Annotated in this window: 29 protein-coding genes and 1 tRNA gene; 15 read left to right on the top strand and 15 right to left on the bottom strand. The window is 62.5% G+C overall.

The genetic code is table 11. The features are described from left to right. Positions 1-182: 182 nt before the first annotated feature. Genes IHQ72_RS02235 through IHQ72_RS02225 form a run of 3 tightly spaced genes read left to right on the top strand, consistent with a single transcriptional unit; the run spans position 183 to position 3248 of the window. On the top strand, positions 183-629 hold the full coding sequence (locus tag IHQ72_RS02235) for a (2Fe-2S)-binding protein (RefSeq protein ID WP_145721569.1): 447 nt from the start codon (positions 183-185) through the stop codon (positions 627-629). 10 nt (positions 630-639) lie between these two features. Then, on the top strand, positions 640-2877 hold the full coding sequence (locus IHQ72_RS02230) for a xanthine dehydrogenase family protein molybdopterin-binding subunit (RefSeq protein ID WP_258120950.1): 2238 nt from the start codon (positions 640-642) through the stop codon (positions 2875-2877). Then, a complete protein-coding gene (locus tag IHQ72_RS02225; RefSeq protein ID WP_258120949.1) occupies positions 2874-3248 on the top strand; it encodes a c-type cytochrome in 375 nt (124 codons plus the stop codon). Before IHQ72_RS02230 ends, IHQ72_RS02225 begins: the two co-directional genes overlap by 4 nt. Positions 3249-3688: 440 nt before the next feature. Here the strand turns inward: IHQ72_RS02225 and IHQ72_RS02220 are convergent, their stop codons facing one another. Together IHQ72_RS02220 and IHQ72_RS37010 are read right to left on the bottom strand one after the other, a co-directional pair. After that, positions 3689-4660, bottom strand: coding sequence for a quinone oxidoreductase family protein (locus tag IHQ72_RS02220; protein WP_258120948.1), 972 nt, complete (start codon positions 4658-4660; stop codon positions 3689-3691). 26 nt (positions 4661-4686) lie between these two features. After that, entirely contained in the window at positions 4687-4902 is a 216-nt protein-coding gene (locus IHQ72_RS37010) for a hypothetical protein (protein ID WP_374120326.1), read from the bottom strand. A gap of 72 nt (positions 4903-4974) precedes the next feature. Here IHQ72_RS37010 and IHQ72_RS02215 point away from each other — a divergent pair, with 72 nt between their 5' ends. Further along, the gene (locus IHQ72_RS02215; RefSeq protein ID WP_258120947.1) at positions 4975-5925 is read left to right on the top strand and encodes an IS481 family transposase; all 951 of its coding nucleotides are present in this window, start codon (positions 4975-4977) and stop codon (positions 5923-5925) included. A 149-nt stretch (positions 5926-6074) separates the two neighbouring features. Then, entirely contained in the window at positions 6075-6398 is a 324-nt protein-coding gene (locus IHQ72_RS02210; RefSeq protein WP_258120946.1) for a winged helix-turn-helix transcriptional regulator, read from the top strand. A 60-nt stretch (positions 6399-6458) separates the two neighbouring features. Here the strand turns inward: IHQ72_RS02210 and soxR are convergent, their stop codons facing one another. Next, positions 6459-6893: a redox-sensitive transcriptional activator SoxR gene (gene soxR, locus IHQ72_RS02205; RefSeq protein ID WP_258123707.1), complete on the bottom strand. Its 435-nt coding sequence runs from the start codon at positions 6891-6893 to the stop codon at positions 6459-6461. 85 nt (positions 6894-6978) lie between these two features. On the opposite strand from soxR, the gene IHQ72_RS02200 reads away from it, so the two are divergent. From IHQ72_RS02200 to IHQ72_RS02190, 3 genes are all read left to right on the top strand, one after another. After that, positions 6979-7701, top strand: coding sequence for an SDR family NAD(P)-dependent oxidoreductase (locus tag IHQ72_RS02200; RefSeq protein ID WP_258120944.1), 723 nt, complete (start codon positions 6979-6981; stop codon positions 7699-7701). After that, positions 7698-8828 (top strand): S-adenosylmethionine:tRNA ribosyltransferase-isomerase, encoded by a 1131-nt coding sequence (locus tag IHQ72_RS02195; RefSeq protein ID WP_258120942.1) that lies wholly within the window; start codon positions 7698-7700, stop codon positions 8826-8828. Before IHQ72_RS02200 ends, IHQ72_RS02195 begins: the two co-directional genes overlap by 4 nt. A 227-nt stretch (positions 8829-9055) precedes the next feature. After that, complete coding sequence (locus tag IHQ72_RS02190; RefSeq protein ID WP_258120941.1) at positions 9056-9328, top strand: hypothetical protein; 273 nt, start codon at positions 9056-9058, stop codon at positions 9326-9328. A gap of 138 nt (positions 9329-9466) precedes the next feature. Here IHQ72_RS02190 and IHQ72_RS02185 read toward each other — a convergent pair whose 3' ends face one another. Beyond that, positions 9467-9712 (bottom strand): DUF1127 domain-containing protein, encoded by a 246-nt coding sequence (locus IHQ72_RS02185; RefSeq protein ID WP_258120940.1) that lies wholly within the window; start codon positions 9710-9712, stop codon positions 9467-9469. Between the two features lie 95 nt (positions 9713-9807). Here IHQ72_RS02185 and IHQ72_RS02180 point away from each other — a divergent pair. Further along, positions 9808-9884, top strand: a tRNA-Arg gene (locus IHQ72_RS02180). A gap of 99 nt (positions 9885-9983) precedes the next feature. On the opposite strand, the gene IHQ72_RS02175 is transcribed toward IHQ72_RS02180, so the two are convergent. The 4 genes from IHQ72_RS02175 to IHQ72_RS02160 all read right to left on the bottom strand — a co-directional run bounded on the left by IHQ72_RS02175 (position 9984) and on the right by IHQ72_RS02160 (position 12305). Beyond that, a complete protein-coding gene (locus IHQ72_RS02175; RefSeq protein ID WP_258120939.1) occupies positions 9984-10685 on the bottom strand; it encodes a helix-turn-helix transcriptional regulator in 702 nt (233 codons plus the stop codon). Between the two features lie 44 nt (positions 10686-10729). Then, positions 10730-11659, bottom strand: a complete 930-nt coding sequence (locus IHQ72_RS02170) for an NAD(P)-dependent alcohol dehydrogenase (protein WP_258120938.1) — start codon at positions 11657-11659, stop codon at positions 10730-10732. Further along, positions 11656-11835: a hypothetical protein gene (locus IHQ72_RS02165; protein WP_258120937.1), complete on the bottom strand. Its 180-nt coding sequence runs from the start codon at positions 11833-11835 to the stop codon at positions 11656-11658. Before IHQ72_RS02165 ends, IHQ72_RS02170 begins: the two co-directional genes overlap by 4 nt. A gap of 98 nt (positions 11836-11933) precedes the next feature. Further along, complete coding sequence (locus tag IHQ72_RS02160; RefSeq protein ID WP_258120936.1) at positions 11934-12305, bottom strand: nuclear transport factor 2 family protein; 372 nt, start codon at positions 12303-12305, stop codon at positions 11934-11936. Between the two features lie 351 nt (positions 12306-12656). On the opposite strand from IHQ72_RS02160, the gene IHQ72_RS02155 reads away from it, so the two are divergent. Continuing rightward, positions 12657-14528, top strand: a complete 1872-nt coding sequence (locus IHQ72_RS02155; RefSeq protein WP_258120935.1) for an adenylate/guanylate cyclase domain-containing protein — start codon at positions 12657-12659, stop codon at positions 14526-14528. Positions 14529-14877: 349 nt separating this feature from the next. Here IHQ72_RS02155 and IHQ72_RS02150 read toward each other — a convergent pair whose 3' ends face one another. Continuing rightward, positions 14878-15300, bottom strand: a complete 423-nt coding sequence (locus tag IHQ72_RS02150) for a RidA family protein (RefSeq protein ID WP_258120934.1) — start codon at positions 15298-15300, stop codon at positions 14878-14880. A gap of 130 nt (positions 15301-15430) precedes the next feature. Further along, positions 15431-16279 (bottom strand): SDR family oxidoreductase, encoded by an 849-nt coding sequence (locus tag IHQ72_RS02145; protein WP_258120933.1) that lies wholly within the window; start codon positions 16277-16279, stop codon positions 15431-15433. Between the two features lie 98 nt (positions 16280-16377). On the opposite strand from IHQ72_RS02145, the gene IHQ72_RS02140 reads away from it, so the two are divergent. Beyond that, on the top strand, positions 16378-17280 hold the full coding sequence (locus IHQ72_RS02140) for a LysR family transcriptional regulator (protein WP_258120932.1): 903 nt from the start codon (positions 16378-16380) through the stop codon (positions 17278-17280). 159 nt (positions 17281-17439) lie between these two features. Further along, positions 17440-17970, top strand: coding sequence for a dihydrofolate reductase family protein (locus IHQ72_RS02135; protein ID WP_258120931.1), 531 nt, complete (start codon positions 17440-17442; stop codon positions 17968-17970). Between the two features lie 210 nt (positions 17971-18180). On the opposite strand, the gene IHQ72_RS02130 is transcribed toward IHQ72_RS02135, so the two are convergent. From IHQ72_RS02130 to IHQ72_RS02120, 3 genes are all read right to left on the bottom strand, one after another. After that, positions 18181-18327 (bottom strand): hypothetical protein, encoded by a 147-nt coding sequence (locus IHQ72_RS02130; protein WP_258120930.1) that lies wholly within the window; start codon positions 18325-18327, stop codon positions 18181-18183. 85 nt (positions 18328-18412) lie between these two features. After that, entirely contained in the window at positions 18413-18895 is a 483-nt protein-coding gene (locus tag IHQ72_RS02125) for an alpha/beta fold hydrolase (protein ID WP_258120929.1), read from the bottom strand. Between the two features lie 322 nt (positions 18896-19217). Further along, positions 19218-19400 (bottom strand): DUF1127 domain-containing protein, encoded by a 183-nt coding sequence (locus IHQ72_RS02120; RefSeq protein WP_258123706.1) that lies wholly within the window; start codon positions 19398-19400, stop codon positions 19218-19220. 205 nt (positions 19401-19605) lie between these two features. Between IHQ72_RS02120 and IHQ72_RS02115 the strand changes: the two genes are divergently transcribed. Then, positions 19606-21114, top strand: coding sequence for a winged helix-turn-helix domain-containing tetratricopeptide repeat protein (locus IHQ72_RS02115; protein WP_258120927.1), 1509 nt, complete (start codon positions 19606-19608; stop codon positions 21112-21114). Positions 21115-21215: 101 nt separating this feature from the next. Here the strand turns inward: IHQ72_RS02115 and IHQ72_RS02110 are convergent, their stop codons facing one another. Continuing rightward, entirely contained in the window at positions 21216-21608 is a 393-nt protein-coding gene (locus tag IHQ72_RS02110; RefSeq protein ID WP_258120926.1) for a GFA family protein, read from the bottom strand. A gap of 215 nt (positions 21609-21823) precedes the next feature. On the opposite strand from IHQ72_RS02110, the gene IHQ72_RS02105 reads away from it, so the two are divergent. Then, the gene (locus IHQ72_RS02105; protein ID WP_258120924.1) at positions 21824-22432 is read left to right on the top strand and encodes an ArsR/SmtB family transcription factor; all 609 of its coding nucleotides are present in this window, start codon (positions 21824-21826) and stop codon (positions 22430-22432) included. A 38-nt stretch (positions 22433-22470) separates the two neighbouring features. Beyond that, a complete protein-coding gene (locus IHQ72_RS02100) occupies positions 22471-23220 on the top strand; it encodes an SRPBCC family protein (protein WP_258120923.1) in 750 nt (249 codons plus the stop codon). Between the two features lie 43 nt (positions 23221-23263). Here the strand turns inward: IHQ72_RS02100 and IHQ72_RS02095 are convergent, their stop codons facing one another. Next, positions 23264-23932 (bottom strand): ArsR/SmtB family transcription factor, encoded by a 669-nt coding sequence (locus tag IHQ72_RS02095; protein ID WP_258120922.1) that lies wholly within the window; start codon positions 23930-23932, stop codon positions 23264-23266. Positions 23933-23972 lie beyond the last annotated feature (40 nt).

The following is a 23972-nucleotide window of genomic DNA, read 5'->3' as shown; positions in this document are numbered from 1 at the left end:
GGAACCCAAAAGGTTATTGAAATCATCGCGCTGGTCACACCGTTCAAAAGATTTATGTCTCTCATCGATTAACGCAAGCGAATTGGGCAGCCTAATCAGGGTGATCCGGGACACCTACTCTTCAGGTTCGACGAGCCAACAGCCAGTCGCGTTGGCTTTCTGCGAACCACGAGGAGAAGGCCATGGAACTGACCATCAACGGCTCAACGCACCAAGTCGATGTCGAACCGGACACCCCGCTGCTCTGGGTTTTGCGCGACACACTCGGCATGACCGGCACAAAATATGGGTGCGGCGTGGCCCAGTGCGGCGCATGCACGGTGCTGATCGACGGACAGGCGACGCGCTCCTGCGTGACAACAGTGGACAGCGTCGGCGGGATGGCGATCACGACCATCGAGGCGATCGAGCAGGATGCCGAGGGCAGGAAGGTGGTCGAGGCCTGGGTCGCCAATCAAGTGCCGCAATGCGGCTACTGCCAGTCCGGCCAGGTGATGGCTGCCACGGCGCTCCTCAAGCAAACCCCGCAGCCAACCGACGACGACATCGCGGGCGCGATGGTGAACCTCTGCCGCTGCGGCACCTACAATGCGATCTCGGCTGCCGTCCGGCAGGCCGCGCAGGCGTGAGGAGGGATTGATGAACGACATGACCCCCATTCGGGACGGCCGGTCCACGCGCGGCGAAGACGGACCGCTCAACATCTCACGGCGCGGCTTCCTCGGCGCCGCCGCAACGCTTGTTCTTTCCGTCACGGTGCCGGTCGGACGTGCCAGAGCGCAGGCCGCTACCACCGTCGCGCCCGGAACGCGCGTCAACGCGTTTTTGGAAATCCGCCCAGATAGCACGGTGCTGTTCCGCAGCGCCTTCATCGAAGGAGGCCAGGGCGTGTTCACCGCTATGGCGCAGATCGTCGGCGAAGAGTTGGATGTCGATCCCTCACAGTTCGTGGTGGAAGGAGCACCTCCCGGTCCTGACTATCTTTTGACCGGAGGCGGCCGCTTCACCGGCGGCAGCATGTCGGTGCGCATGAGCTACGAGACCATGCGCAAGCTCGGCGCCTCGGCACGCCATATGCTGCTGCAGGCTGCGGCCGAACGGCTCGGCGTGCCGATGTCGGAGCTGTCCACGGAACCGGGCCGCGTAGTGCATGCCGCGAGCGGTCAAGCGATCCCTTACGGAGAAATCGCCGACGCTGCCACCGATCTGCCCGTCCCGAACGACGTTGTGCTGCGGCCTTCCAACAGCTTCCGCTGGATCGGCAAGCCGGTCGCAAGGCTCGACGTGCGCGAAAAGTCCACCGGGCGTGCGCAGTACGCGATCGATCTCAAGATCGACGGCGTGCTGCATGCCGCCGTCCAGCACAGCCCGCGTCTCGGAGGGGAGCCCGGTACGCTCGCCAACGAGGCGGAAGTCCAGGCCATGCCGGGCGTACTTTCCATCCACCGGCTGCCCGGCGCGGTAGCAGTCCTGGCCGACAGCTGGTGGCGCGCGCGCCGCGCCGTGGAAGCCCTTCAGGTGACCTGGACGGAGCCTGCGGCCGAAACGCCTCATGCCATGCCGGCCGATTTCTCCTCCGAGGCCCACAAGGAGATGTTGAAATCGACGCCAGGCGACGGCGTCGTTTTCGAGGAGCACGGAAACCCGGTAGGTGAGTTCGCCGACGCCGCGCGGGTAATCGAGGGAACCTATGACGCGCCATATCTTGTGCATGGACAGCTCGAGCCGCCGTCGGCGATCGCGCGCTGGAATGAGGACGGCACGCTGGAGCTCTGGATCCCCAACCAGGCGCCGGAGATGTTCCAGGCCGATGCCGCGAAGGTCGCCGGCATCGAGCCGGACAATGTCATCATCCATTCGCCGATGCTCGGTGGTTTCTTCGGCCGGCATTTCCTCTATCAGACGGCCAATCCGTTTCCGCAGGCGATTCTGCTCGCAAAGGCCGCTGGGCGGCCAGTCAAGCTGATCTGGAGCCGCGAGGAGGAATTCCTGCGCGACACGCTGAGGCCGATGGGCGCGGTCCGCTTCCGCGCAGGGCTGGACGCTGCCGGTCTTCCGGTCGCGCTGGATGCGGTTGCGGTGGGTGAAGGCCCGACCGGTCGCTGGTTCGGCCGTCAGCTGGACAAGGTCGACAGCTCCGCCGTCGAGGGCATCGCAGGGAAAGTCTATGCGATTCCGAACCGGCGCGTCGGCCAGATCCATGTCGACGATCCGGCTATCATCGGCTTCTGGCGGTCCGTCGGCCATTCGATGAACGACTTCTTCTACGAGACGTTCTTCGACGAGATGGCCGATGCCGGCGGCCAGGACCCCTACGAGCTGCGGCGGCGGCTTCTGGCTGATAGCCCAAGGCACAGCAATCTCTTGCAGGCAGTCGCCGATCTGTCCGGCGGATGGAAACGCGGACCGTTCACGGCCGAAGACGGCACGCGGCGCGCCCGTGGTGTCGCCATGGCCTCGCCTTTCGGCAGCGAGGTCGCCACGATCGCCGAAGTGTCGCTGCGGGATGGCGGGGTCGTGGTTCACGACGTCTGGGTAGCGATCGATCCCGGTAGCATCGTCAATCCCGCCATCATCGAGGCGCAGGTAAACTCGGCCGTGGCCCTCGGCCTGTCCTCGGCGCTGCTTGAGGAAGTCGTCTATGTCGACGGCATGCCTCAGGCGCGCAATTTCGACGGCTATCCGATCCTGCCGCCCGACCGCATGCCGCGCGTGCATGTTCGCATCGTCGAGAGCGGAGCGCCGATGGGCGGGATCGGCGAGCCCGGGCTGCCGGGCGTGCCGCCGGCGGTCGTCAACGCCGCTTCCGTGCTGACAGGCCAGCGTATCCGCAGCCTGCCCCTCTCGAAGCTCGACCTGAAGGGGATAGAGGGATGAGGAACATCGCACTATCCGCCTTGACGGTGGTCGCGACAGCCTGGGCAACGGTTCCGTCCGTTGCCCAGGAGACGGATATCGCTTCAGGAGAGCGCCTGTTCCGGCAGCGCTGCGGCGCCTGCCACCAGATCGCGACCACCCGCAACGGCGTCGGCCCGCATTTGCATGCCGTGATCGGCCGCGCTGCAGGCAGCGTCGAGGGATTCAACTATTCGCCCGCGCTGAACGCATCCGCCATCACCTGGACGCCCGAGACGCTGGAGACCTACCTTGCAAATCCGACCGCGATGGTGCGGGGCACACGGATGGTCCAACGCTTCAACAAAGCAGACGAACGGCGCATCATCATCGAGTTCCTGAGCAGCCGGTAGCGTGTCCGAAGCTTGCCTAGCGTCGTCCAGCGCGTGCTATAGACGTCCGGCGCGGCGGTACCATAGAGCTTCAGCGCCGGGCGCAGCTAGGTGGTGCAGGATAGGCAAACTCCGATTCCGAACTCCGACCATGACGGCATTCTGGATTTATCGAGATTTCCGCAGCCATCGAAACGAGATTTCCGATAACATGTTGATTTTAAAGAATTATTTTCACCTTGTTAACTACGAATCTGGGGGTCAGGAGTTCGAATCTCTTCGGGCGCGCCATTCTTCGCCAAGATAGTCGGTGACCGCAAACGGCAGCGCATTTTTTGTTTCTGGCAGATCAGCGGCGATCGGCGGAACTCATGGGAAAGCGCCAGCACATTTCCATGTCTGCCATGATCCTGTTCCGCCGTCGCAACGCCTGGTGATGTCTGATGGAATCCACCATTTGCTCAACTTACCCGCAAAGCGAGCTTGCCGACGTAGTGGGTGGTAAGCGCTCGGTGCGCATCAACAACCTGGTCGAACGGGAATGTACGGGCGACATGGACGTCGAACGGGCCAGAGTCGATCAGGCGGTCAAGCTTGTCGGTCGCGTCCTGGCTGCGGGCGGCGTTGTAGCGAATGAGCTCCACGCCGGGCCGGACATTTGGATCGGGCATCGCGCCGTGGGGGCAGGCGACCCGACCGCCGTCGCGCACTGACGTCAGCGCGCGGTCGGCCGCCTCACCGCTTACGGTGACAAGGGCAGCGTCGAGGCCGCCGGCGGCGAATTCACGAGCGGCCGCCACCACGTCGTCCTTGCGCCCGTTGACGATGGCGTCGGCGCCCAGCCGCTGCGATAGCGCCACGCCGTCATCGCCCGAAGCCACCGCCAATAGGCGGGCGCCCAATCGTTTTGCGAGTTGGATGGCCATGTGCCCGATACCGCCGCTGGCGCCGAAGATCATTATTGTATCGCCCTGCTTTAGGCCGACCTCTTCCAGGCCGCTGAGCGCGGTCAACGCATCCCAGCCCATGACGCCCGCTTGCTCGATCGTGAGCTTGGCGGGGATGAGCGACACGTTGTCCGCATCCGTTACTGCGTACGTGGCGTAGGTTCCACCCTTGGGAAGTGGCATGGATGCAGCGTACACCCGGTCGCCTTCCTTGAAGCGGCTAACTTGGCCGCCAACGGCGACGACTGCGCCCGCGCAGTCCCAGCCGAGCACATAGGGGAATGTCGACGGCATTCCGAAAGCCCCGTCGTAGTGACCCTCACGCTCGACCGCGTCCCACGAGGCCACGCCCGCCACTTCGACCCGGATTAGGACATCGCTCGGCCCGACCTCGGGCACTGACACGGCTCGCACAGTAACCAGCTCGGCTCCACCGAACCGGTCGATGGCGGCGGCCTGCATTGTCTCCGGTTTTGTATTCGTCATGCGTTTTCTCCTAAGAATACTGTTGGTCATGAAACGGCCACCGCTTCTAGCGGTCGTGAATCGAGCCTCGCCGACGTGATTTCTTGTTTCGCGCCGGCGAAGCGGGAGTTCGCTTTTCGTAGGCGTTCCATGATTGGTTGATGATGAAGGCTTGGATCGCCTCCTGTCTCTTTTGCTGTCCTGTCCCAGACGGTCGTGCGATATCCCGCTTGAAGCAGCGCGCGGGCGAGCGCCGATCCCATACGTCCAGTGTCTAGGTGTTTGATCCCGGACTTTAATGGCGCATCATTGCCGTCCGAATCAAAGGATGCGCTATGGGACAGGTTCTACACCGCCGCGCCACGACGACAGAGGCAGTCCGTCGAGCGATACAGCATAGTCAAGAGAGCCTGAGAGCGCTGGCCAAGCGCTACGGCATCGATCAGAAGACAGTTAGAAAGTGGAGGAACCGGATCTCGACCGCCGATCTTCCCACCGGCCCGAAGAAACCAAGATCGACAGTGCTGTCGCTCGAAGAGGAAGCGGTGATCGTCGCCTTTCGCAAGCACACGTTGCTGGCGCTGGATGATTGTCTCTATGCCCTACAGCCCTCGATCCCGCATCTGACGCGCTCGTCGTTGCATCGCTGCCTTCAGCGCCATGGCATTTCGCGGCTGCCGCAGGTGGACGCCGACAAGCCGGCCAGGAAGAAGTTCAACGCCTATCCGCTCGGCTATTTCCATATCGACCTCGCCGAGGTGCAGACCGCCGAGGGCAAGCTGCGCCTTTTCTTGGCCATCGATCGGACGTCGAAATTCGCCTATGCGGAATTGCACCCGACGGCGGGCAAGATGGCGGTGGCCCAATTCCTTCGCAACCTGATCGCGACCGTGCCCTATGCCATCCATACCATTCTGACCGACAACGGCATTCAGTTCGCCAACCGGACCTGCGACCGGCATGCCCTTCAGCACATCTTCGACGGCATCTGCGACGAACATGGCATCGAGCACCGGCTCACAAAGATCAACCATCCCTGGACGAACGGCCAGGTCGAGCGGATGAATCGGACCATCAAGGACGCCACCGTCAAGCGCTTCCACTATGACGATCACGAGCAACTGCGTCGGCATCTCGCCGACTTCATCTTAGCTTACAATTTCGCGCGCCGGCTTAAGACCCTCAAGGGCCTCACGCCCCACGAATTCATCTGCAAAATCTGGGCAAAAGAGCCCGAACGGTTCCGACTCGATCCCACCCATCAAATGCCGGGACTAAACATCTAGGGCACTGATTGTAGGCATCATTCCGACACCCCATATCTGATTGGCGCAACGCTCGGCTCGCTGGTCGTTCGAGGGAGAGCTATGATTTGGGAAGCGCGACACCAATACGCACGGAGGCGTAAGTGGTTACCTGCCGTAAGGAGGGCAAGGTGAACAAACCCACCGAGAATGGTTTTGCAACCGCGATAAAGATGGTCTCCGGCAAGTGGAAGCTAGACATCATCTGCGAACTCGGCGCGACACCACGCAGGTTCGGCCGGCTGCGGCAGTCAATTCCGGCGATCAGCGAAAAGATGCTGACGCAGCAGCTGCGAGAACTTGAGGCAGACGGGCTTGTGAACCGAAAAGTCCATCCGGGTTCTCCGGCGAAGGTCGTCTATTCGTTGACGGAAAGCGGATCGACGCTCTGCGCTGGGGCAGAGGGCTTATGCCGCTGGGGTGAACAGTTCCGTTGCTCGGGTCAGCCGGAATGATCGCGCGCGATGCTGAAGGCGAAGTCTTGCGGTGCCGAGCCTGACAGGCCTGCTGCCAACTCATCCCAGCCAATACCTCGGCCCCGGCCCCTTACGACCTGCCATATCGGCAGGGTTCGCAAGGCTACACCGGTCGATCGACAGGCAGCCGCAACCGATGCACTCGGTAAGCCCGGACCTCAGTCGCTGCAACTCGGCGATGCGCTGGTCGATGCGCTTGGTCCACCGGCCCGACAAACGCGACCAATCCCGACGTGACGGCACGCGATCGGCTGGCAACTTGGCGAGCTCGGCGCCGATCTCCTCAAGCGTCAGCCCAATTCGCTGCGCGAAGACGATGAAGGCGATCCGGCGCAGCACCGAGCGCGGATAGCGCCTGTGTCCCGAGCCAGCCCGCTCGGACGCGATCAGCCCGCGCTCCTCGTAGAAACGCAGGGCCGATGACGCGACGCCGCTGCGCCGCGCCACGTCGGTGATGGTCAGCATGGAATCCATGCGTAACGAAAGCACGATTCCCACTTGACTTCAAGTTAACTTGAACTTGTAGCAACAGGCCGTGCAGATTGAAGGAGCACCGGCAATGCAGACGAATATTGATCTTCAGGGACTTCGCGTGGCGGTCACGGGCGGCACGTCCGGCCTCGGACTGGCGCTTGTGCGGCAGCTTGCCGAGCAGGGCGCGTCCGTCGCCTTCGTCGCACGCACCACCGCAGACGTCGAACGCATCGGCGACGAGACCGGCGCGCACGGCATTGTCGGCGACGTCGGCAAGAAGGAAGACATCTACCCGATCGCGTTGCAAGTCACCGCGAGCCTCGGCGGACTCGATGTCCTGATCAACAATGCGTCGAGCCTCGGCCCTGTTCCTCTGGCGCTTCTTGCCGATACCGAGTGCGAGGAGCTGGAAAAAGCGCTCGCGGTCAATCTCGCCGGCGCGTTCCGGCTAACGAAAGCCCTGTTCGGTGCGCTTGCCGCGTCCGCACGCGAGGGCCGTGGCGCTCTTGTGATCAACATCTCCAGCGACGCAGCGGTGAACGCCTATCCCGGCTGGGGCGCGTATGGCGCGAGCAAGGCCGCTCTTGCCCATCTGACGGCGATTTGGGACGAGGAGGCGAAGGCCGACGGCATCCGGCTCCTCGCACTCGATCCCGGCGACATGGATACCCCGCTGCACGCGCTGGCGGTTCCTGGCGCCGATCCGTCGACATTGAAGCGTCCCGAGTTGGCTGCTGCCGAGATCATCGAAAAGGTGCTCGACGCGTTGCCGGTCCGCGCAACGATTCTCGCCGGGACACACGGATGATTGCCGCCGACCGTCCCGATCGGCGCTCCGCCAGGCTGTTCGTCGTCGAGGCAGACGGCACGATGCGCGACCTGTCGCGCGCTGGACTCGCGACGCTATTCGATCCCGGCGATCTGGTCGTCGCCAATGACGCCGCGACCTTGCCTGCCAGCTTGCACGGCACGCATGTCCCCAGCGACGAGGCGATCGAGATTCGCCTGGCAGGCTGGCGGTCACTTCCCGATCCAACGCGCTTCGTGGCTATTGCCTTCGGCGCGGGCGATCACCGCACGCGCACGGAAGACCGGCTGCCTCCGCCGCCGCTGTCACCAGGCGACCGCCTTCGGCTCGGCCCGCTTGAAGCCTTCGTAGAGCGCCTTCTCGACCATCCTCGCCTTCTCGAGCTGCGCTTCCAAGGCAACCGCGCAGCGGTACTTGCTGGACTGGCACGGCACGGCCGGCCGATTCAATACGCGCATGTTCCCGAGCCGTTGGCACTGTGGGATGTCTGGACGAAGATTGCCGCGGGGCCGGTCGCGTTCGAGGCGCCGTCGGCAGGCTTTGCGCTCGACTGGCGCACGCTCCAAGCCTGGCGTCGGCGCGACGTCAGCTTCGCAACACTCACGCATGCCGCGGGCGTTTCTTCCACCGGCGATCCCGCGCTCGATTTGCGACCCCCATTCGACGAGCCGTACCGCATCTCTGAGCGCGCCGCGGCGCAGGTCGCGCGGGCGAAGCTCCGCGGCAGCCGCATCATCGCGATCGGCACGAGCGTGGTGCGCGCGCTTGAGGCAGCTGCCAATCCCGACGGCAAGGTGCGTGCCGGAAATGGCATTGCGACAGGGCGCATCGCGCGGGGCACGCCACTTCGCGTGGTTGATGCAATTCTCACTGGCGTCCACCAGCCCGGCGAAAGCCATTTCGAGCTCCTGCGCGCCTTTGCCGACGATTCTCTGCTCGCCAAGGCTTCCGCATCCTTCGCCGAGCACCGATATCGCACGCATGAATTCGGCGATTCCCTGCTGCTCAATCGCCAACCGCTGGATCAATCGCGCGAACAGAACCGGGTGCTCGAGACGAAACCTCTGCTCGATGCGTCCCATGATGTTGGTTTCCCATGGCCTTCGAAAAACGAAGTTTTTGACTAAATTATTGATTTGGAACATCTATTTTGACACATTAACTGCCAATCTGGGGGTCAGGAGTTCGAATCTCTCCAAATCTACACTGTTCTACGGACCTCTGACGGCGAACTCGGCCGAAAGCCACTTCTTTGGGCCAGACTGCAGTGCATGCTCCGCGTGCCGAGCCGTTGATTGTGAGTTCACCTCGACTTGGCTTTGAGTTGCGCTATCTAGTCAATATGGAGGCAGCCATGCGTATGAAGTTCCTACTGCTGACATCAGCGACGATGATGGCGACAGTCGTTGCCCACGCGGACAGTCAGTCCTCGAACACAAGCTCGAATAGCTCGTCGAACAATGGCGTTGTGCGTGAGCGGATTGTCGAGACCTACTGTGAAGATGACTATTGTGAGACCTACGTCAAACGCAGGGTTTACCAGGAGGACCGATCCACCCGTCGTTACCAGGACTATGATCGTCGCCGCTATCGCGACCGCTACATGGATGATGATGACGACGACTAAGGAAAAGCCGCCCCGCTGACGCACGCGAAGTCCCGTTTTGGGATCGGGTCGGCGGCCCAGCTTCTCGTATCTAAATGCTTTTGGCGCACCCAGGACGAGGATGACGGTATCGGCTTCGCGGCCGTGAGCCGACGAGGATTATCGCCGCAAGAAGGGCTTGGCGATCTCTGCCTCGACCTGCCGTCTCGTCAGACCGATATCGTCGATCAAATGGGGATTGTCCTTCGACATCTGCTCAAGTTCCCAGCGAAAGCGTTTCCGCTCGTCCCAGGCCGCGATAATGCTTCGCAGGGTCGTCAGGTGCCGACGCGACATTTCCGCCGGCTCCACGGGCGTCCCCGGCCGCGCTGCCTGATGCGGGGCCGATGCAAGAGTATCGTTCATAGCAACCTCCATCGGTTTGAAGGTCCGGGGACCCTCGACCTGAAAGAGGATGAATTGTGCAGGATACGAACAGCGTCGTAAATAAGTTCTGTTGCGCGCCCGTAGCTCAGCTGGATAGAGCACCAGACTACGAATCTGGGGGTCAGGAGTTCGAATCTCGTCCGGCGCGCCAAATTTCCACCACTCCGGAATAAAAGTGGGCACCCGCATGCGACCCTATTAGCGGACGTTGAGCTTGCTCTTGTCGCGCGGGCGCGGCATCCAAGTGGCGTTATGGTGTCGCGTTCAACTTTGCCTCCTCATCAACCTGCGACCGCCATTGCTTGACGAGATCCCGTCGCCGACCCGGATAGCGATCCGTCATGAGTTCCGCGTGCTCGATCCGGTCGATGCGGAACAGACGAAAATCGTGCCGCAGTTCGCACCAGCCTGCGACGAACCGGCGGGTCTCGACGAATCCGAGTGAAATCGGCCAGATGGTGCGTTCCGTCGCGGTCCCCTTGGGATCGCGATAGGCGATGAACAGTTTCCGTTGCTCGCGTGTCGCCTGGCGGATCATCTGGAGGTCCACCGACTGCGGCTCTTCCCTCCGCCGCCCGACGTGGAAGGCGTTGTCGTGGAGTATGTGACGAAGCTCGACGGGAAGCACAGCACCGATCTTGGCCAGAACGTCATCGGCTGCCAGCGCCATGGCCGGGTCGGTCTGCCTGGTCACCCACTGCGCTCCCAGGGTAATTGCTTGCAACTCCTGTTCCGAGAACATCAGAGGTGGCAGCAGGAACGTTGGCCGCAGCACGTAACCCACGCCCGGCTCGCCGTCGATTTCGGCGCCCATGGCCTGCAGGGCCGCAATGTAGCGATAAATCGTCCGCAACGAGACCCCGGCCTCTTGTGCAAGTACCGTGCCGGCCACCGGCGTGCGGTGGCGGCGCAGTACCTGCATGAGATCGAAAAGCCGATTGCTCTTGGTCATCAGCCTATTCTACCAGCCAATGTCAAATTTTGGCAGTGGCCTGCTCAACTCATCGAAACGAGGCTCTTACCGCCCAGCCTGCGGCCCGCTTCGAGGGCGGTGACCAGCGGAATCGCTTCCTTGAGGTGAACCACCTCAGCGATCGGTAGGCGGAGCCGTCTCTCATCAGCTGCCTTAGCAAGACCATCGAGGATGTCCGCCCGCGCCGTGCAAACAATCGGCTTGAGCCTCCGGTTGAAGATCGCGCGAATGAATTTGCCCGGCGTCGGATCGTCGAGGAACACACCGCCCTTCCGGAGCAAGCCGAGGCCCGTCGCAACGGTCATCGTCCCGGCCGTGTCATATACGACGTCAAACCGCTCCTCGATCTTTGACAGATCTGTGGTCCGATAATCGTAGACGCGGCTCACTCCCATCTGCTCGACGCGATGCTTCTGCTGCGCGCTGCAGCTTCCCGAGACCTCTGCGCCGAGCATCAGCGCGATTTGAACGGCGGATTCGCCCACGGCGCCGGTGCAGCCGTTGATGAAGACCCGAGCGCCCGGCTGCAGATTCGCTTTATCAACGAGGCCGTTCCACGCAGTTATCCCAGGAGTTCCAAGACACGCGGCGTCCTCAAAGGAAACGATTTCCGGCTTCTTGGCCAGAAAGGTCTCCGGCGCGATTACGGCTTCGCCGAGTGCGCCGCCATCCTTGATTTGGACAGACCCAAACACCGCGTCACCTGGCTTAAAGCGGGTGACGCCCAAGCCGACCGAAATCACCGCGCCCGAAAAGTCGCTGCCCAGCGCACGAGGAAACCTCTTCCCCGTCACCATCTTCAGATAGCCGTTACGGACCTTCCAGTCGATCGGGTTGATGGCGGCGAAGTGGACCTTCACGGCCACCTCGCCCTTGCCGGGCGTACGGAGCTCGAAATCCTCGAGCTTCATGGCCTCCGGCCCACCATATTGATGATATTGAATCCGCTTCATAGCAGGCCGTTCCTTTTGGGTGTCGCGGCGACGACATCGGCAAGCGGCGTGCTTGGCAGCCGCCTTCCCGGGTTGCGCACGGCGGCCACGATCTCGTTGGCCGAAACGCCGCGACGTAGCAGGGCGTCGACGACGAGCCGCCCGTAGCGGCCGGTTGCCGCTGTAATGATGATCATGAGGAACTCCTCGGCGACCGGCCGGCAGAGCGGCCGTCGCCCGTTGCGTTCGAGATGAGGTTTGGTTACCCGGCGGCTGCTTGCACGCCGGCGCGAGGTCAGTGCGGCTGCACCGTCGCCATGTAGGCAGCAAACGGCATGGCGTCGTAGATCACGGTCGTTGTGGCGATCTTGTCGTCGTGGATCGTGAGGTATTCGGCCACGGTAGAGTGCGGGACCGGGTGGCTCTCCGTCTCATAGACGACGACGGCGTGCCGACCGTCGCCGAACGCGGCCACGAGCGTCAGCTTTTTGATCATGCGGGCAAAACCCTCCTGGAAGCCCCTGAAGGCCTCCGTGCCGACGGTCTGCCCGATCGGTGACGTGCAGACAATGTCGGCGGAAGCGACGGACATGATCTTGCCGATGTCCTTGTTCGCCATGCCATCGAAATAGGTGCGGGCGATGTTGAGAGCCTTGGTGTCGGTCATTGTATGTTCCTTTTCTTGTCGATGACCGAACTTACGACAACCCGATGACAGAATTTGTCAGCATGATGCAAAACCGTCGTCTTGGCGCCGATGCGTCAATCTTAGGAACGCAAACTTGGCGGCCCGCTTTCGGTGCAGGACGGACCGCTCCCTCCGAGCAGCAACTCAGAAATCAATAGGCGCAGCAATGACATAGCGGTGCCCAGTTTTATGTCGAGGCCACAATCATCACGCATTTATGAGCTGTGTTGATAAGCCTATCCGGGATTAGGGGTCTAGTCTTGGGGCGTGCGTCGCCTTAAGTGTCAGGAGTAGTAGTCCCTGCATGGCCGCCGTTCAGGAATAATGCTGATGGAACGCAAGCTCGCGGCAATCATGGCCGCCGATATCGTCGGCTACAGCCTGCTGATGGCTGAAAACGAGGCTTCCACCTACGCGAAGCTGCGCGCTGTTTTTGATGAGCTCATTGACCCGACCATTGCCAGCCATGGCGGGCGCATCGTCAAGACGACGGGAGACGGCTTTCTCGCCATGTTTCCCAGCGTCAACGAAGCGGTTGATGCGGCGCTGGCCATACAGGAAGGCTTCGACAAGGGGCCCTTCGAGCTGCGCATCGGCATCAATCTTGGCGATGTCATCGAAGATGACGGCGACGTTTACGGCGACGGCGTCAATGTGGCTGCCCGTCTTGAGGCCATGTGCGATCCGGGGCAGATATTCGTCAGCGGCGCCGTGGTGATGGCGGCCGACCGCAACAGCGCGGACAGGTTCGTTCGCATCGGCCGCAGGCGGGCCAAGAACATTCCCGAACTTCTCAATGTCTACCGCGTAAGGCGCGCGGGCTCTCCGTGGTCGCCATGGCGGCAGGTGCCGCAGGTGCTGCGCAGCACCGCCGCCCGCTGGTCTTATGTCGCGGCCGCCATAGCCCTCATCCTCATTGGCACCCAAATCCAGCCGCTCCCCCTGGCAGCCATGGTCAGCCGCATCCCGGCGGTCTTGTCGATGGACCAGAGCCGCGCCGACCCCCGGCCGTCAGTGGCGGTCATGCCTTTTGCCGCGATGAGCGGCAGCGGCGAGCAATCATATTTCGCGGACGGACTGACCGAGGATGTGACGACAGCCCTTGCCCGCAATTCAGAGCTGCAGGTAATCGCGCGCGATTCCACCTACGCCGTGCACGGGCAGGATACGGACGTGCGCAAGCTCGGGGCGAAGCTCGGCGTTGATTATGTGGTTGAAGGCAGCGCCCGCCGTGAAGGCGACCAGCTTCGCGTGTCGGCGCAGCTGATCGATGTAAAGACAGGCGCGCATCTGTGGTCGCGCAGTTTTGACCGGCAGGTCGCCGACGTGTTCACCGTCCAGAGCGAGCTGACCACTGAAATCGTCGCGCAGATCGCGCCCTATATCGGCAGGAGCGAGGCGGCGGCGGCAGCGGAACGCCCGACCGACAATCTGCAGGCCTATGACCTCGTGCTGCAGGCCCGCAACCGCTACCGGCACGGCGCCAATGACCCGCAGGACATTCTGGAAGCGCGGGGCCTCTACCAGCGCGCCCTTGAAATGGACCCGTCCTATGCGGCCGCCCGCGCAGGCCTCGCGCTGACCTTTATCGCCAGCGTGGCGCACAGCGGTGGCGGCCGGGCAAACGCGCCGGAACTTCATCTTGGGCTTAGCGAAGCCCGGCAGGCGGTCCGTCTCGATCCCAATCTTGGCCTTGGCTATCAGGTCATCAGCTTCGGGCTTGCCCTCCAGGGCGACTATTCAGGCGGCTTGCAGGCCGCACGGCGCGCTGTGGAGCTCAACCCTAACGATCCCGACAGCATGATGGCGCTTGCAAAGGCGCAGGTTCGCTTCGGGGAATATGATGATGCCGTCGCCAACGCAGAGCGGGCCCGCCGCCTTCATCCCATGGCGCCCGAGTACTATGCCTATGTGCACGGGCAGGCGCTCTACGCGGCTGACCGCCGAGATGAGGCTTCCGCCGTCATAGAAGAATGCCTGATCCGGGCGCCGCGCGATGCAAACTGCCTTCTGATTCAGGCCGCTTTGCAGGGCGCGGGCGGCGAGGTCGAGGCAGCCCAGCAGACGATGGCAAAGCTGGTCGAGGCGCATCCGGCATTCTCGCTGGAAGCAGAGCGCGCTTACCGCCGGTTCGGTGACAGGCCGCTGATGGAAGAGTTCCTGCAGGACCTCGCAAAGGCCAAGGCTCCTGAATCCGCCTGAAAGTTTTTACAGGGCGACTTCAATCACATAGCGGTGCCCCGTTTCATCTCGTCCGGCACGCCAATTTTGCCATTTCCACGACGCCAACACCGAAAATTGCCGCCCATTGCCGCTGGAGCTACGTCCGCGCGAGGAGCGGGAAATAGCCAAGGCGAGAGAGCGTAGTAACGGCGGTGATCGGTGGTGAAAAAGTTCGAATCGTTTGCGGCCGAATGACGTATTTTGGCCCAAGGCAAAGCTCGCATATTGATCGTTGGACGGACATCGCGAGCCCCGTGCTGGGGCGCGCCGCGCTGCCGTTTCCGTCGTCGGGGTACAATCGCCAATACAGAAACTGCAGGGCGAGCGATCAGCGCTTGTCCGCCGCCCGGCCGCTGGTCGTCGCAGGGATGCGGGCGACGACCTTGATCTCGAAATCGAAGCCAGCAAGCCAATTGACGCCCACTGCCGTCCAGTTCGGGTAGGGAGGTGCACCGATCTCTTCCGCTCGGACGGCCAGAACTGTCTCGATCTGTTCGTCCGGGTTGGTGTGGAACGTTGTGACGTCGACGACGTCGTCGAAGCGGCAGCCGGCGGCGGCCAAGACCGCGCGCAGATTGGCGAAGGCCCGTCGAACCTGATCCTCGAATACGGGCTCGGGCGAGCCGTCCTCACGGCTCCCGACCTGGCCCGACACAAAGAGAAGATCGCCGGAGCGAATGGCCGCGGAATAGCGGTGGATATCGTATAACGCGTGGCGTTTGGCCGGATAGATTGCGTCACGTGCAGGCATTTCGTGTTCCTTTCTGTCTTGATAACGGGAGCGGACCGGCAGCGGGCCGGAGCTGGGGGAATCTATCGGGATCAACGGGCGGAGTTGCACGACGGTGCCATGCAGCTCTGGATCGGCGGGACAGGGTGGGTCACAGCCGCGCCAACTCCTCGTCTGTGAAATCCGCCGCGACCGCGATGTCCTTCTGCCGGTCGAGCTCCTCGATGCGTCCGCCGAGTGTCCTGCGGATGCCGGCATAGGCCTCGGAACCGAGCACCAGCCGTTTCGGAAGCGGACCATCCTGATCGGCAAGCCTGATCATTGCGTCCGTCATGCGGTCGGGGTCGCCCTTGATCACCCATGAGACACGAAGCGCCTCGCGGATCTGACCGGCGGGTGTTCCCTCATAGGCCGCGAGCGGCTTGGTCCGCGCGAGATTGCCGCCGAACCCGGTCCGCGCCGGCCCAGGTTCCACAAGGGTGAACTCGATGCCGAAGGGAGCAGCCTCCTGCGCCACGGACTCGACGAACCCCTCGATACCCCACTTGGTCGCGTGATAGAGGCTGAAAGCCGGATAGGCGATCTGGCCTCCCTCGCTCGATACCTGTAGAATCCGGCCGCCACCCTGGCTGCGCAGATGCGGCAACGCCGCCCGGATGAGTGCGATCGAGCCGATGAGATTGGTGTCGATGATGTCCCGAACCTGCACATCGCCAGCCTCTTCCGCCGCGCCGAGCAGGCCATAGCCAGCATTGCTGACGACGATGTCGATCCGAGCGGATGCGGCGAAGGCGCGGTCGACCGCGGCGCGGACTGAGCTCTGGTCCTTGAGGTCCATTGCGACGATGCGGAGCCGTTCGGGGTAGCGTGCACGCAGGTCGGGAAGTGCGTCCTTGCTGCGGCTGGCACCGACGACGCGGTCTCCCCTGATCAGGGCCTTCTCCGCCAGCAGCCGGCCTAAACCGGACGACACACCCGTTATGACCCAGGTCTTTTCCATTTCTCATCATCTCCAATTGATCCAGGCTGGAGATAAGGCAATCCCATTGCGTGCATTAGCCGTTGAAATCGGCATGAGATGATGCAAAATCACCATCAATGCTCCGCCCGTCGCTCAACGATCTCACCGCCTTCGTGGCCGTTGCCACACACCGCAGCTTCCGCCGCGCAGCGGACGAGATCGGCACGGCACCTTCCACATTGAGCCATGCGATGCGTGCGCTCGAGGAACGCATGGGCGTGCGCCTTCTGAACCGCACCACACGCAGCGTCTCACCGACAGAAGCCGGATTCCGGTTGCTTGACCGCCTTCAGCCGGCGCTCGCCTCGCTGGACGAGGCGCTCGACAGCGTCGCGGGGTTCCGGGGCAATGTCGCGGGCACGGTCCGCATCAACGCACCGCGATTGGTGGCCGGGCTTCTCGTTCGCTGGGTTCTTCCGCAGATGGCGGAGCGCCATCCGGACGTGACCGTGGACATCGTCGTCGAGGGGCGGCTCATCGATATCGTATCCAGCGGGTTCGATGCCGGCGTGCGCCTCCTCGGATCGGTCCCCAAGGACATGATCGCCGTGCCGTTTGCACGCCCGTTGACGTTCATCTGTGTCGCCTCGCCCGCCTATCTCGATCGCTTCGGCGACCCGGGAACGCCCGAGGCATTGCAACGCCACCATTGCATCGGCCATCGTATGCCCAGCGGCAAATTCTATCGATGGGAGTTCGAACGCGCCGGCCAGGAACTCGGGATCGACGCAAACGGCTCCATCGTCCTCGATGACGAGGAACTGATGGTCGAAGCCGCAATAGAGGGTCTGGGCATCGCCTATGTGGCGGATTGGGCCGCCGAAGCGGCCATATCCGATGGCCGGCTGCGTAAGGTCTTGACCGCATGGATGCCCGCTCCGGAAGGGGTCGCGGTCTACTATCCCGGACATCGAGCCGTGCCGCCGGCACTGCGGGCTTTCCTCGATGTCGTGAAGGACTTGCGAAAGAAAGAACCTTAACTGGATCAAAGAAGCAGCAATCCGGGCACTCGTAGTGCAGAAGGAGGTCCGGTATGATTTCTCGCTTCTGTCGATCGGCCATCAGTCGATCTAGCTTACAACCGATTGCGTAACGCAATCAGAACCGCGCGGATGTGCCGCGTGAGGAAGGAGGTGGGTATGGCTAAGCTCGTGTTCGGAATGAACCAGTCCCTGGACGGCTACGTTGACCATATGGCGTTTGCGCCAAGCCCCACGCTCTTCCGCCATTTCATCGAGGAGGCTCAGGGGCAGGCGGGCAGTGTGTACGGTCGCAAAATGTATGAGGTCATGCGTTACTGGGACGACGATCATCCTGAATGGGATGCAGAGCGACACGCCTTCGCGGCGGCGTGGCGGAACCAGCCGAAATGGGTCGTCTCGCGCTCGTTGAAGTCGGTTGGTCCCAACGCTCGGCTTGTTGAGGATGATCTTGAGGGCGCGATCCGAGAGCTGAAGGCCGAGCGCGACGGGGAGATCGAAGTTGCTGGCCCGGACTTGGCGCGAAGCCTCACCGAACTTGGCCTGATTGATGAGTATCGCATCTACCTGCACCCCGTCGTGCTTGGCCACGGCAAGCCATATTTCGCCGGCCCCCGGCCGCCACTCCGCCTTATGACTAATGATCGGATTGGCGAGGACGTGATCAGGTTGACCTACGTCCCTGCTTGATCTCGCGACTCGCCGGATGGAATCGCCGCTGAAGTCTGGTTTTGGTTACGGGAATTGCGTCGCTCTCTCCTGTGTTCGCTTGATGAACTCGATCATGAGGGAGAGTGCTGGTTCGGCGTGCGTCTCAAGTAGGAAATGCCCGCCGTCGAAAACATGCGCTTCCATGCGCGGCAGATCCTGCATCCAGGACAGCGTTTCGGCGATATCGAACTAGGGGTCGTGACGGCCCCACAGCATGAGCGCAGGCGGTTGCCATTTCTTCAAATAGGCGGCGATCGTATCGAAACGCGCAGCATGGCTTTTGTAGTCGCCGATAAGCGCGCGGTGGGTCTCCATGCGGCCGGGAAGATTTATCACCCTCCAGTCCTCGACCCAGGGTTCGCCTTTGATCGTGGCGGCGACCTCCTCCGGCAGACCGCCCGTATATTGCTCGCGCGTGAATTCAAAGGTCAGGTCGGGGGTTGCGGCCGTTTCGTTCTCTTTTGTCGGTTCTGACCAGAACTTCAATGCGGCGTCCCACAAGGGGCCCGAAGCCGGTACGATGTGCGTTTGCGTTCTGGATGATGAGGCCCGAAACCAGCTCGGGCGCTTGGATGGCGATCTGCAGGCCCACAGCGGTGCCCCAGTCATGCACGTAGATGAAGCGACGCCCGATCACGAGGTGGGCCAGCAATTCGGAAATTGCCTCGCTGATCGCGGCGAAGGAGGGTGTCGGCGGAACGTCTGACTGGCCATGGCCCGGGAGGTCGGGCGCGATCACATAGGCGACGCGCGCCAAGCCAGGGATTATATCGCGAAATGTTCGCGATGAGCTCGGGAAGCCGTGCAGGAGGAGCAAAGCGGGGTTGGATGGATCGCCCGCAGTGACGTAAGCAAGCTCGGTTCCACCGGAGAGACCCATTCGGCGTTGAGCAGGCAGGCTCATGGCAAGGTTCCGTTTTGCTGTCTAGAACTGGAGTTCAACTCAAACGAGCGGCACGAGTTCCGGATGTTGCCGAAGAGCCTGTGGCCGGTCTTCCTCATGGTCGGGCTATTTGTCAGTGTCCACGACCGGCGCGAGCGAGCTGGCCGAGATCAGCCCGGACCGGCCAAGCTCTTAAGCGCCCCGTCGAGTCGGCCAGCGCATTGGCGCCTAGTTTAGGCTTTGACCTGGACCTGACTCATTTGCTTAGTGCGATTTCGCAATCTGCCGCAACCTCAAGGACGAGGATGACGGTATCGGCTTCGCGGCCTTGAGCCGACGAGGATTATCGCCGCCAGAACGGCTTGGCGATCTCTGCCTCGACCTGCCGTCTCGTCAGACCGATATCGTCGATCAAATGGGGATTGTCCTTCGACATTTGCTCAAGTTCCCAGCGAAAGCGTTTCCGCTCGTCCCAGGCCGCGACAATGCTTCGCAGGGTCGCCAGGCTGTAGTACCGACGCGACATTTCCGCTGGCCGCAAGGGCGTTCCCGGCCGCGCTGCCTGATGCCGGACCGATGCAAGAGTATCGTTCATAGCAACCTCCATCTGGTTTGAAGGTCCGGGGACCCTCGACCTGAAAGAGGCTGAATTCTGCAGGAAACGAACAGCGTCGTAATTAAGCTCTTCCAAATAGTTCTCAAAACTTCCAAACGGGCTATAGATACGCCGCATGCAAGGATCGCGCTTTGCCTTTGGTCCGTTCGTGCTTGATTCCGGTGCGGGAACGCTGCTTCGCAACGATGTCCCCGTTGCCGTTGGCTACCGCGGGCTAAAGCTGCTTGCGGCGCTCGTTGGACGGCCCGGCGAAATCCTGAGCAAGGCCGAGTTGATGGACGCGGCGTGGCCGGGCACGGCCGTCGAGGAAGGCAACCTCACCGTCCAGATCGCGCAGTTGCGGAAGCTGCTTGGTCCGGCCGCCGACGGCGGCGAATGGATCGCCACGGTTCCGCGCGTCGGCTATCGCTTCACGGGGGCCGTCGAACAGCTCGGTGGCGCGAAACGAAAACCTTTGCCGCTGCCCGACAAGCCATCGATAGCCGTGCTGCCCTTCGTTAATCTCAGCAACGATCCCGAGCAGGAATCCTTCGCGGATGGGTTGACCGAGGACCTGATTACCGACCTGTCCAGGATCTCCGGCCTGTTCGTCATCGCACGCAATTCGGCCTTTGCCTACAAAGGAAAGGCGATGGACGTGCGCGAGATCGCTGAGGACCTTGGCGTGCGCTATCTGCTGGAGGGGAGCGCACGACGCGCTGCAGGGCGCGTGCGCATCAACGCCCAGCTGGTCGACGCGGTGAGTGGCGATCATCTCTGGGCGGAACGCTTCGATCGCAGCCTGGAAGATATTTTTGCCGTTCAGGACGAGGTCACCGGCAAGATCGTGGAGGCGTTGCTCGGCAGGCTGCGCGCACCGCCGCCGCGCAGTCGGCCTAAAAATCTCGAGGCTTACGATCTCTGCGTGCGGGCGCGCAAGCTGATGGATGATTCGCCGCAGACGGCGCGCGAAGCGCATCTGATGCTCACCCGCGCGGTTTCGCTCGATCCGGAATATGCCGAGGCCTATCGCTGGCTTGCCATGAACCACTGGATGGGATGGGTGCATTCCGGCGGACCAACCGAAACGTCCCGTAGCGTTGCTTTGGAACTGGCGCGCAAAGCCGTATGGATCGACCCGAACGATGCCGGCTGCCGCTGGGTTTTGGCTTACCTGCTTGCCTATGAGCGCAGCTTCGCCGAGGCGGATGCGGAATTCGCCAAGGCGATCGAGCTCGACCCGAACGAGGCCGATGCCTGGGCGGCATTATCCGACATCGCGGTCCTGGCCGGACGGGTCGAGGAGGGCCTTGAGCACATTCGCAAGGCATTCCGGCTGAACCCGTTTCCGGCAAGTTGGTACTATCTGGCGCTCGGCCAGGCGCAATATGCGGCCGGCGCATACGAGGCCGCTGTCGAGACACTGCGCAGGGACGAGACTTATCGTACAAGCTCACGCCGTTTCCTGGCGGCAAGCCTTGCCCAACTGGGCCGGCTCGACGAGGCGCGCGCAGAGGCCGAACTGTTCCTCGTCGGCAACCCGCATTTCACTACCCGCCACTGGGCCACGACGGAGCCATTCCGCGACGCTGCGACGCTCGAGCATTTCGTTGACGGCTTCCGCAAGGCCGGTCTTCCGGAGTAAGGCGCCGGCGTGATCGAAGGCGCTGTCCTCTAGCATCTGGTTCGAGATGTCGATCAAGGCGTACATCTCGGTCAACGGCACCTTCGCACGGTTCGTGCGAGCTATTCCTCAAAGCGACTCGTGGCGTCACGATCGCGCTCGTATCGTCTCGTGAGCGGAAACGGCGGCAACCAGGACTCGCGACGGATGATCCAGCTTTCGTAGGTTGGCATCAGTTGGTCGGGGGCATCCAGGGATCCCAGGTTCAACTCGATTTCGTCTGCGGTGCGTCCGAAAATTGTCGAGCCGCAGCGGGGACAGAAAAACCGCCCGGCGTAGTCGCGCGTCTCGCCTTCGATCGTCACCGCATCCTGGGGGAACACCGCGGAAGCGTGAAAAAGGGCCCCATGATGCTTGCGGCAGTCGAGACAGTGACAAAGTCCGACCCGGTATGGGAGTCCCGACGCCACAATTCGGACGTTGCCACACAGGCAACCGCCAGTGAATCGGTCCATGCTGCATCTCCTCCAAAATCGAGCGGTCGGAAATGGCTACAACGAACGGCACTGTCATTGCAATTGTCCCGCTGCGGGCGGCGACGCGTCGTCTTCCGTAGCGGGCCTCGCGCCCACCCTTGCGCCCCCTTATTGAAACGAAGCGGCCCTTTCACTCTTGACAAATATACTCGTCAACTGGCATTGACAGGAAAGCTTGTCAATGTGAGGGCTGCATGTTCGATATCGAAGTCATAGATCGGCCGAGCGCGGCCGCCGCCGCGTTGGAGCCCGTTCGGAGTCAGCTCCTCTCGGAACTGCGGGAGCCCGCCTCGGCCGCTACCCTCGCCACACGGCTCGGTCTCAAGCGGCAGAAGATCAATTACCACCTGCATGCTCTGGAAGAGCACGGGCTTGTCCAAGTTGCAGACAGGCGGAAATGGGGGGGCTTGACGGAGCGGCTCATGGTGGCGAGCGCCATAACCTATGTCATCTCGACGAGCGCGCTGGGTCCGGTCGGCGCCGATCCGGACCGCACCCCGGACCGCCTGTCGGCGAGCTACCTCATCGCGCTCGGCGCTCGGCTGGTGCGGGAGGTCGGAGCCCTCCAGCGCGCCGCCACCGATGCCGGCAAGCGCCTGGCGACCTTGGCGATCGACACCGAAATCCGCTTCCGCTCCGCCGCCGACCGGGCCTCGTTCACGCGTGAACTGACTGAGGCCATCACCACGCTGGCGGCACGCTATCACGACGAAACCGCGCCGCATGGACGGTCCCATCGCCTTGTCGTGACGGCGCATCCTTCACCAGCCAATCCGCAAGGAAAGGACTTTCAATGCCAGTAAAAAAAGACACGGCCGGCAATCGCTCGGTCGAGGCGCAAGTGGATGTCCCCGGTACACCGCAGGACGTCTGGAACGCGATCGCAACGGGACCTGGAATATCTCAATGGTTCGTGCCGAGCGAACTCGAAGGCCGCATCGGAGGAACCGCCGTTTCGCATTTCGCTGCCGATGGAAGCATGGATGCGGTCGCCACCATCACAGCTTGGGAGCCGCCCAAGCGGTTTGTCGCAGAAGCACCGGGTGAGCCGGGAACGGTAGCGACGGAATGGATTGTCGAGGCAAAGTCCGGCGGGCTTTGCACCGTTCGCGTAGTCCATCGCTGGTTCGCGACTTCCGATGATTGGGATGATCAGTTCGAGGCCCACAGCTACGGATGGATCTCCTTCTTCCGCTTGCTCCGCCTCTACCTCACGCATTTTCCCGGACAGCACGGCTCGGCTTTTCAGCTCTTGGTCCCGTCCTCTGAACCTTTAGCCGATGGATGGCGAAAGCTGGTTGAACCCCTGGGCCTGGCGAATGCGACTGAACAACGGCGCGTGGCCTCGGACGCGCAGGCATTCGAGGGCGTCGTCGAACGAACAGGGCCGCAAGACCATCCCGAACTGGTGGTCCGGCTGGACCAGCCCGCGCCGGGCTTCGCGCACCTCTTCGCCTTGCCGATGGGCGGGATGACATTCCTGTCCGTGCGGTTTTTCCTCTTTGGCGACGATGCAGCGAGCGTTGTAAAACGGGAGGAGCCAAGTTGGCGAACCTGGCTTGAAAAGCACTTTCCAACTCCCGCGGAGTAGGACGGCTTTCTGATCCCTGGGACTCGTCCCCGCGTGTCCTGTTTCAGGCGGCCGTTTCGACAGGCAGGCCGGCGGCCTTCCATTCGGGATAGCCGTCCTCGAGCCGACGGACGAGATAGCCCCGCTCCCGCAAGGCGGCGACCGCTTCGAACGACAGAACGCAATAGGGGCCGCGGCAATAGGCGATCACTTCCCGATCCGCCGGTAGTTCGCCCAAGCGACGCTCCAGCTCGGCCAGCGGGATGTTGAGGGCGCCTGGAAGATGTCCGACCGCAAACTCGTCCTCTGGCCGCACGTCGAGAACCGTGACCATGCCGTCATGCAGCCTCGAGACGAGATCGTCTCGCGACACCGGTTCCATTGCATCGCGAGCGCGGAAGTAGTCGGCCATGACGCGGCCGATTTCGGCCACGTTTCGCTCGCCGACCCGGCCGAGCGCCTTGATCAGCGCCACCACCTCGGCGTCGCCGGCGAGGCTATAGAGCACGTGCTTGCCGCGGCGCTCCGTCTCGACGAGGCGCGTCCGCCGCAGGATCTGCAGGTGGCGCGACGTGTTGGCGAAGCTCAGATGGGCTCGCGCGGAGAGGTCCTCGACACTGCGCACACCTTGCGCCAGGTGCTCCAGAAGCTCGAGCCGGTGCGGATGGCCGAGTGCCTGGGCCACTTCGGCAAGGCTCGCATAGATCGCCTGTTTCGGTCCGGTGCTTGACACGGCTTCTCCTCAGTGAAACATTCAGCGGAATGATTGAATG

Source organism: Mesorhizobium onobrychidis (assembly GCF_024707545.1).
GTDB lineage: Bacteria > Pseudomonadota > Alphaproteobacteria > Rhizobiales > Rhizobiaceae > Mesorhizobium > Mesorhizobium onobrychidis.
The sequence above is the reverse complement of the archived record's forward strand: the minus strand, read 5'-3'. Positions and strand labels throughout refer to the sequence as shown.

Coding starts and splice junctions, on each gene's coding strand:
- IHQ72_RS02235 (WP_145721569.1), top strand. CDS start 183: ATGGAACTGACCATCAACGGCTCAACGCACCAAGTCGATGTCGAACCG.
- IHQ72_RS02230 (WP_258120950.1), top strand. CDS start 640: ATGAACGACATGACCCCCATTCGGGACGGCCGGTCCACGCGCGGCGAA.
- IHQ72_RS02225 (WP_258120949.1), top strand. CDS start 2,874: ATGAGGAACATCGCACTATCCGCCTTGACGGTGGTCGCGACAGCCTGG.
- IHQ72_RS02220 (WP_258120948.1), bottom strand. CDS start 4,660: ATGACGAATACAAAACCGGAGACAATGCAGGCCGCCGCCATCGACCGG.
- IHQ72_RS37010 (WP_374120326.1), bottom strand. CDS start 4,902: ATGGGATCGGCGCTCGCCCGCGCGCTGCTTCAAGCGGGATATCGCACG.
- IHQ72_RS02215 (WP_258120947.1), top strand. CDS start 4,975: ATGGGACAGGTTCTACACCGCCGCGCCACGACGACAGAGGCAGTCCGT.
- soxR (WP_258123707.1), bottom strand. CDS start 6,893: ATGGATTCCATGCTGACCATCACCGACGTGGCGCGGCGCAGCGGCGTC.
- IHQ72_RS02200 (WP_258120944.1), top strand. CDS start 6,979: ATGCAGACGAATATTGATCTTCAGGGACTTCGCGTGGCGGTCACGGGC.
- IHQ72_RS02195 (WP_258120942.1), top strand. CDS start 7,698: ATGATTGCCGCCGACCGTCCCGATCGGCGCTCCGCCAGGCTGTTCGTC.
- IHQ72_RS02190 (WP_258120941.1), top strand. CDS start 9,056: ATGCGTATGAAGTTCCTACTGCTGACATCAGCGACGATGATGGCGACA.
- IHQ72_RS02185 (WP_258120940.1), bottom strand. CDS start 9,712: ATGAACGATACTCTTGCATCGGCCCCGCATCAGGCAGCGCGGCCGGGG.
- IHQ72_RS02175 (WP_258120939.1), bottom strand. CDS start 10,685: ATGACCAAGAGCAATCGGCTTTTCGATCTCATGCAGGTACTGCGCCGC.
- IHQ72_RS02170 (WP_258120938.1), bottom strand. CDS start 11,659: ATGAAGCGGATTCAATATCATCAATATGGTGGGCCGGAGGCCATGAAG.
- IHQ72_RS02165 (WP_258120937.1), bottom strand. CDS start 11,835: ATGATCATCATTACAGCGGCAACCGGCCGCTACGGGCGGCTCGTCGTC.
- IHQ72_RS02160 (WP_258120936.1), bottom strand. CDS start 12,305: ATGACCGACACCAAGGCTCTCAACATCGCCCGCACCTATTTCGATGGC.
- IHQ72_RS02155 (WP_258120935.1), top strand. CDS start 12,657: ATGGAACGCAAGCTCGCGGCAATCATGGCCGCCGATATCGTCGGCTAC.
- IHQ72_RS02150 (WP_258120934.1), bottom strand. CDS start 15,300: ATGCCTGCACGTGACGCAATCTATCCGGCCAAACGCCACGCGTTATAC.
- IHQ72_RS02145 (WP_258120933.1), bottom strand. CDS start 16,279: ATGGAAAAGACCTGGGTCATAACGGGTGTGTCGTCCGGTTTAGGCCGG.
- IHQ72_RS02140 (WP_258120932.1), top strand. CDS start 16,378: ATGCTCCGCCCGTCGCTCAACGATCTCACCGCCTTCGTGGCCGTTGCC.
- IHQ72_RS02135 (WP_258120931.1), top strand. CDS start 17,440: ATGGCTAAGCTCGTGTTCGGAATGAACCAGTCCCTGGACGGCTACGTT.
- IHQ72_RS02125 (WP_258120929.1), bottom strand. CDS start 18,895: ATGAGCCTGCCTGCTCAACGCCGAATGGGTCTCTCCGGTGGAACCGAG.
- IHQ72_RS02120 (WP_258123706.1), bottom strand. CDS start 19,400: ATGTCGCGTCGGTACTACAGCCTGGCGACCCTGCGAAGCATTGTCGCG.
- IHQ72_RS02115 (WP_258120927.1), top strand. CDS start 19,606: ATGCAAGGATCGCGCTTTGCCTTTGGTCCGTTCGTGCTTGATTCCGGT.
- IHQ72_RS02110 (WP_258120926.1), bottom strand. CDS start 21,608: ATGGACCGATTCACTGGCGGTTGCCTGTGTGGCAACGTCCGAATTGTG.
- IHQ72_RS02105 (WP_258120924.1), top strand. CDS start 21,824: ATGTTCGATATCGAAGTCATAGATCGGCCGAGCGCGGCCGCCGCCGCG.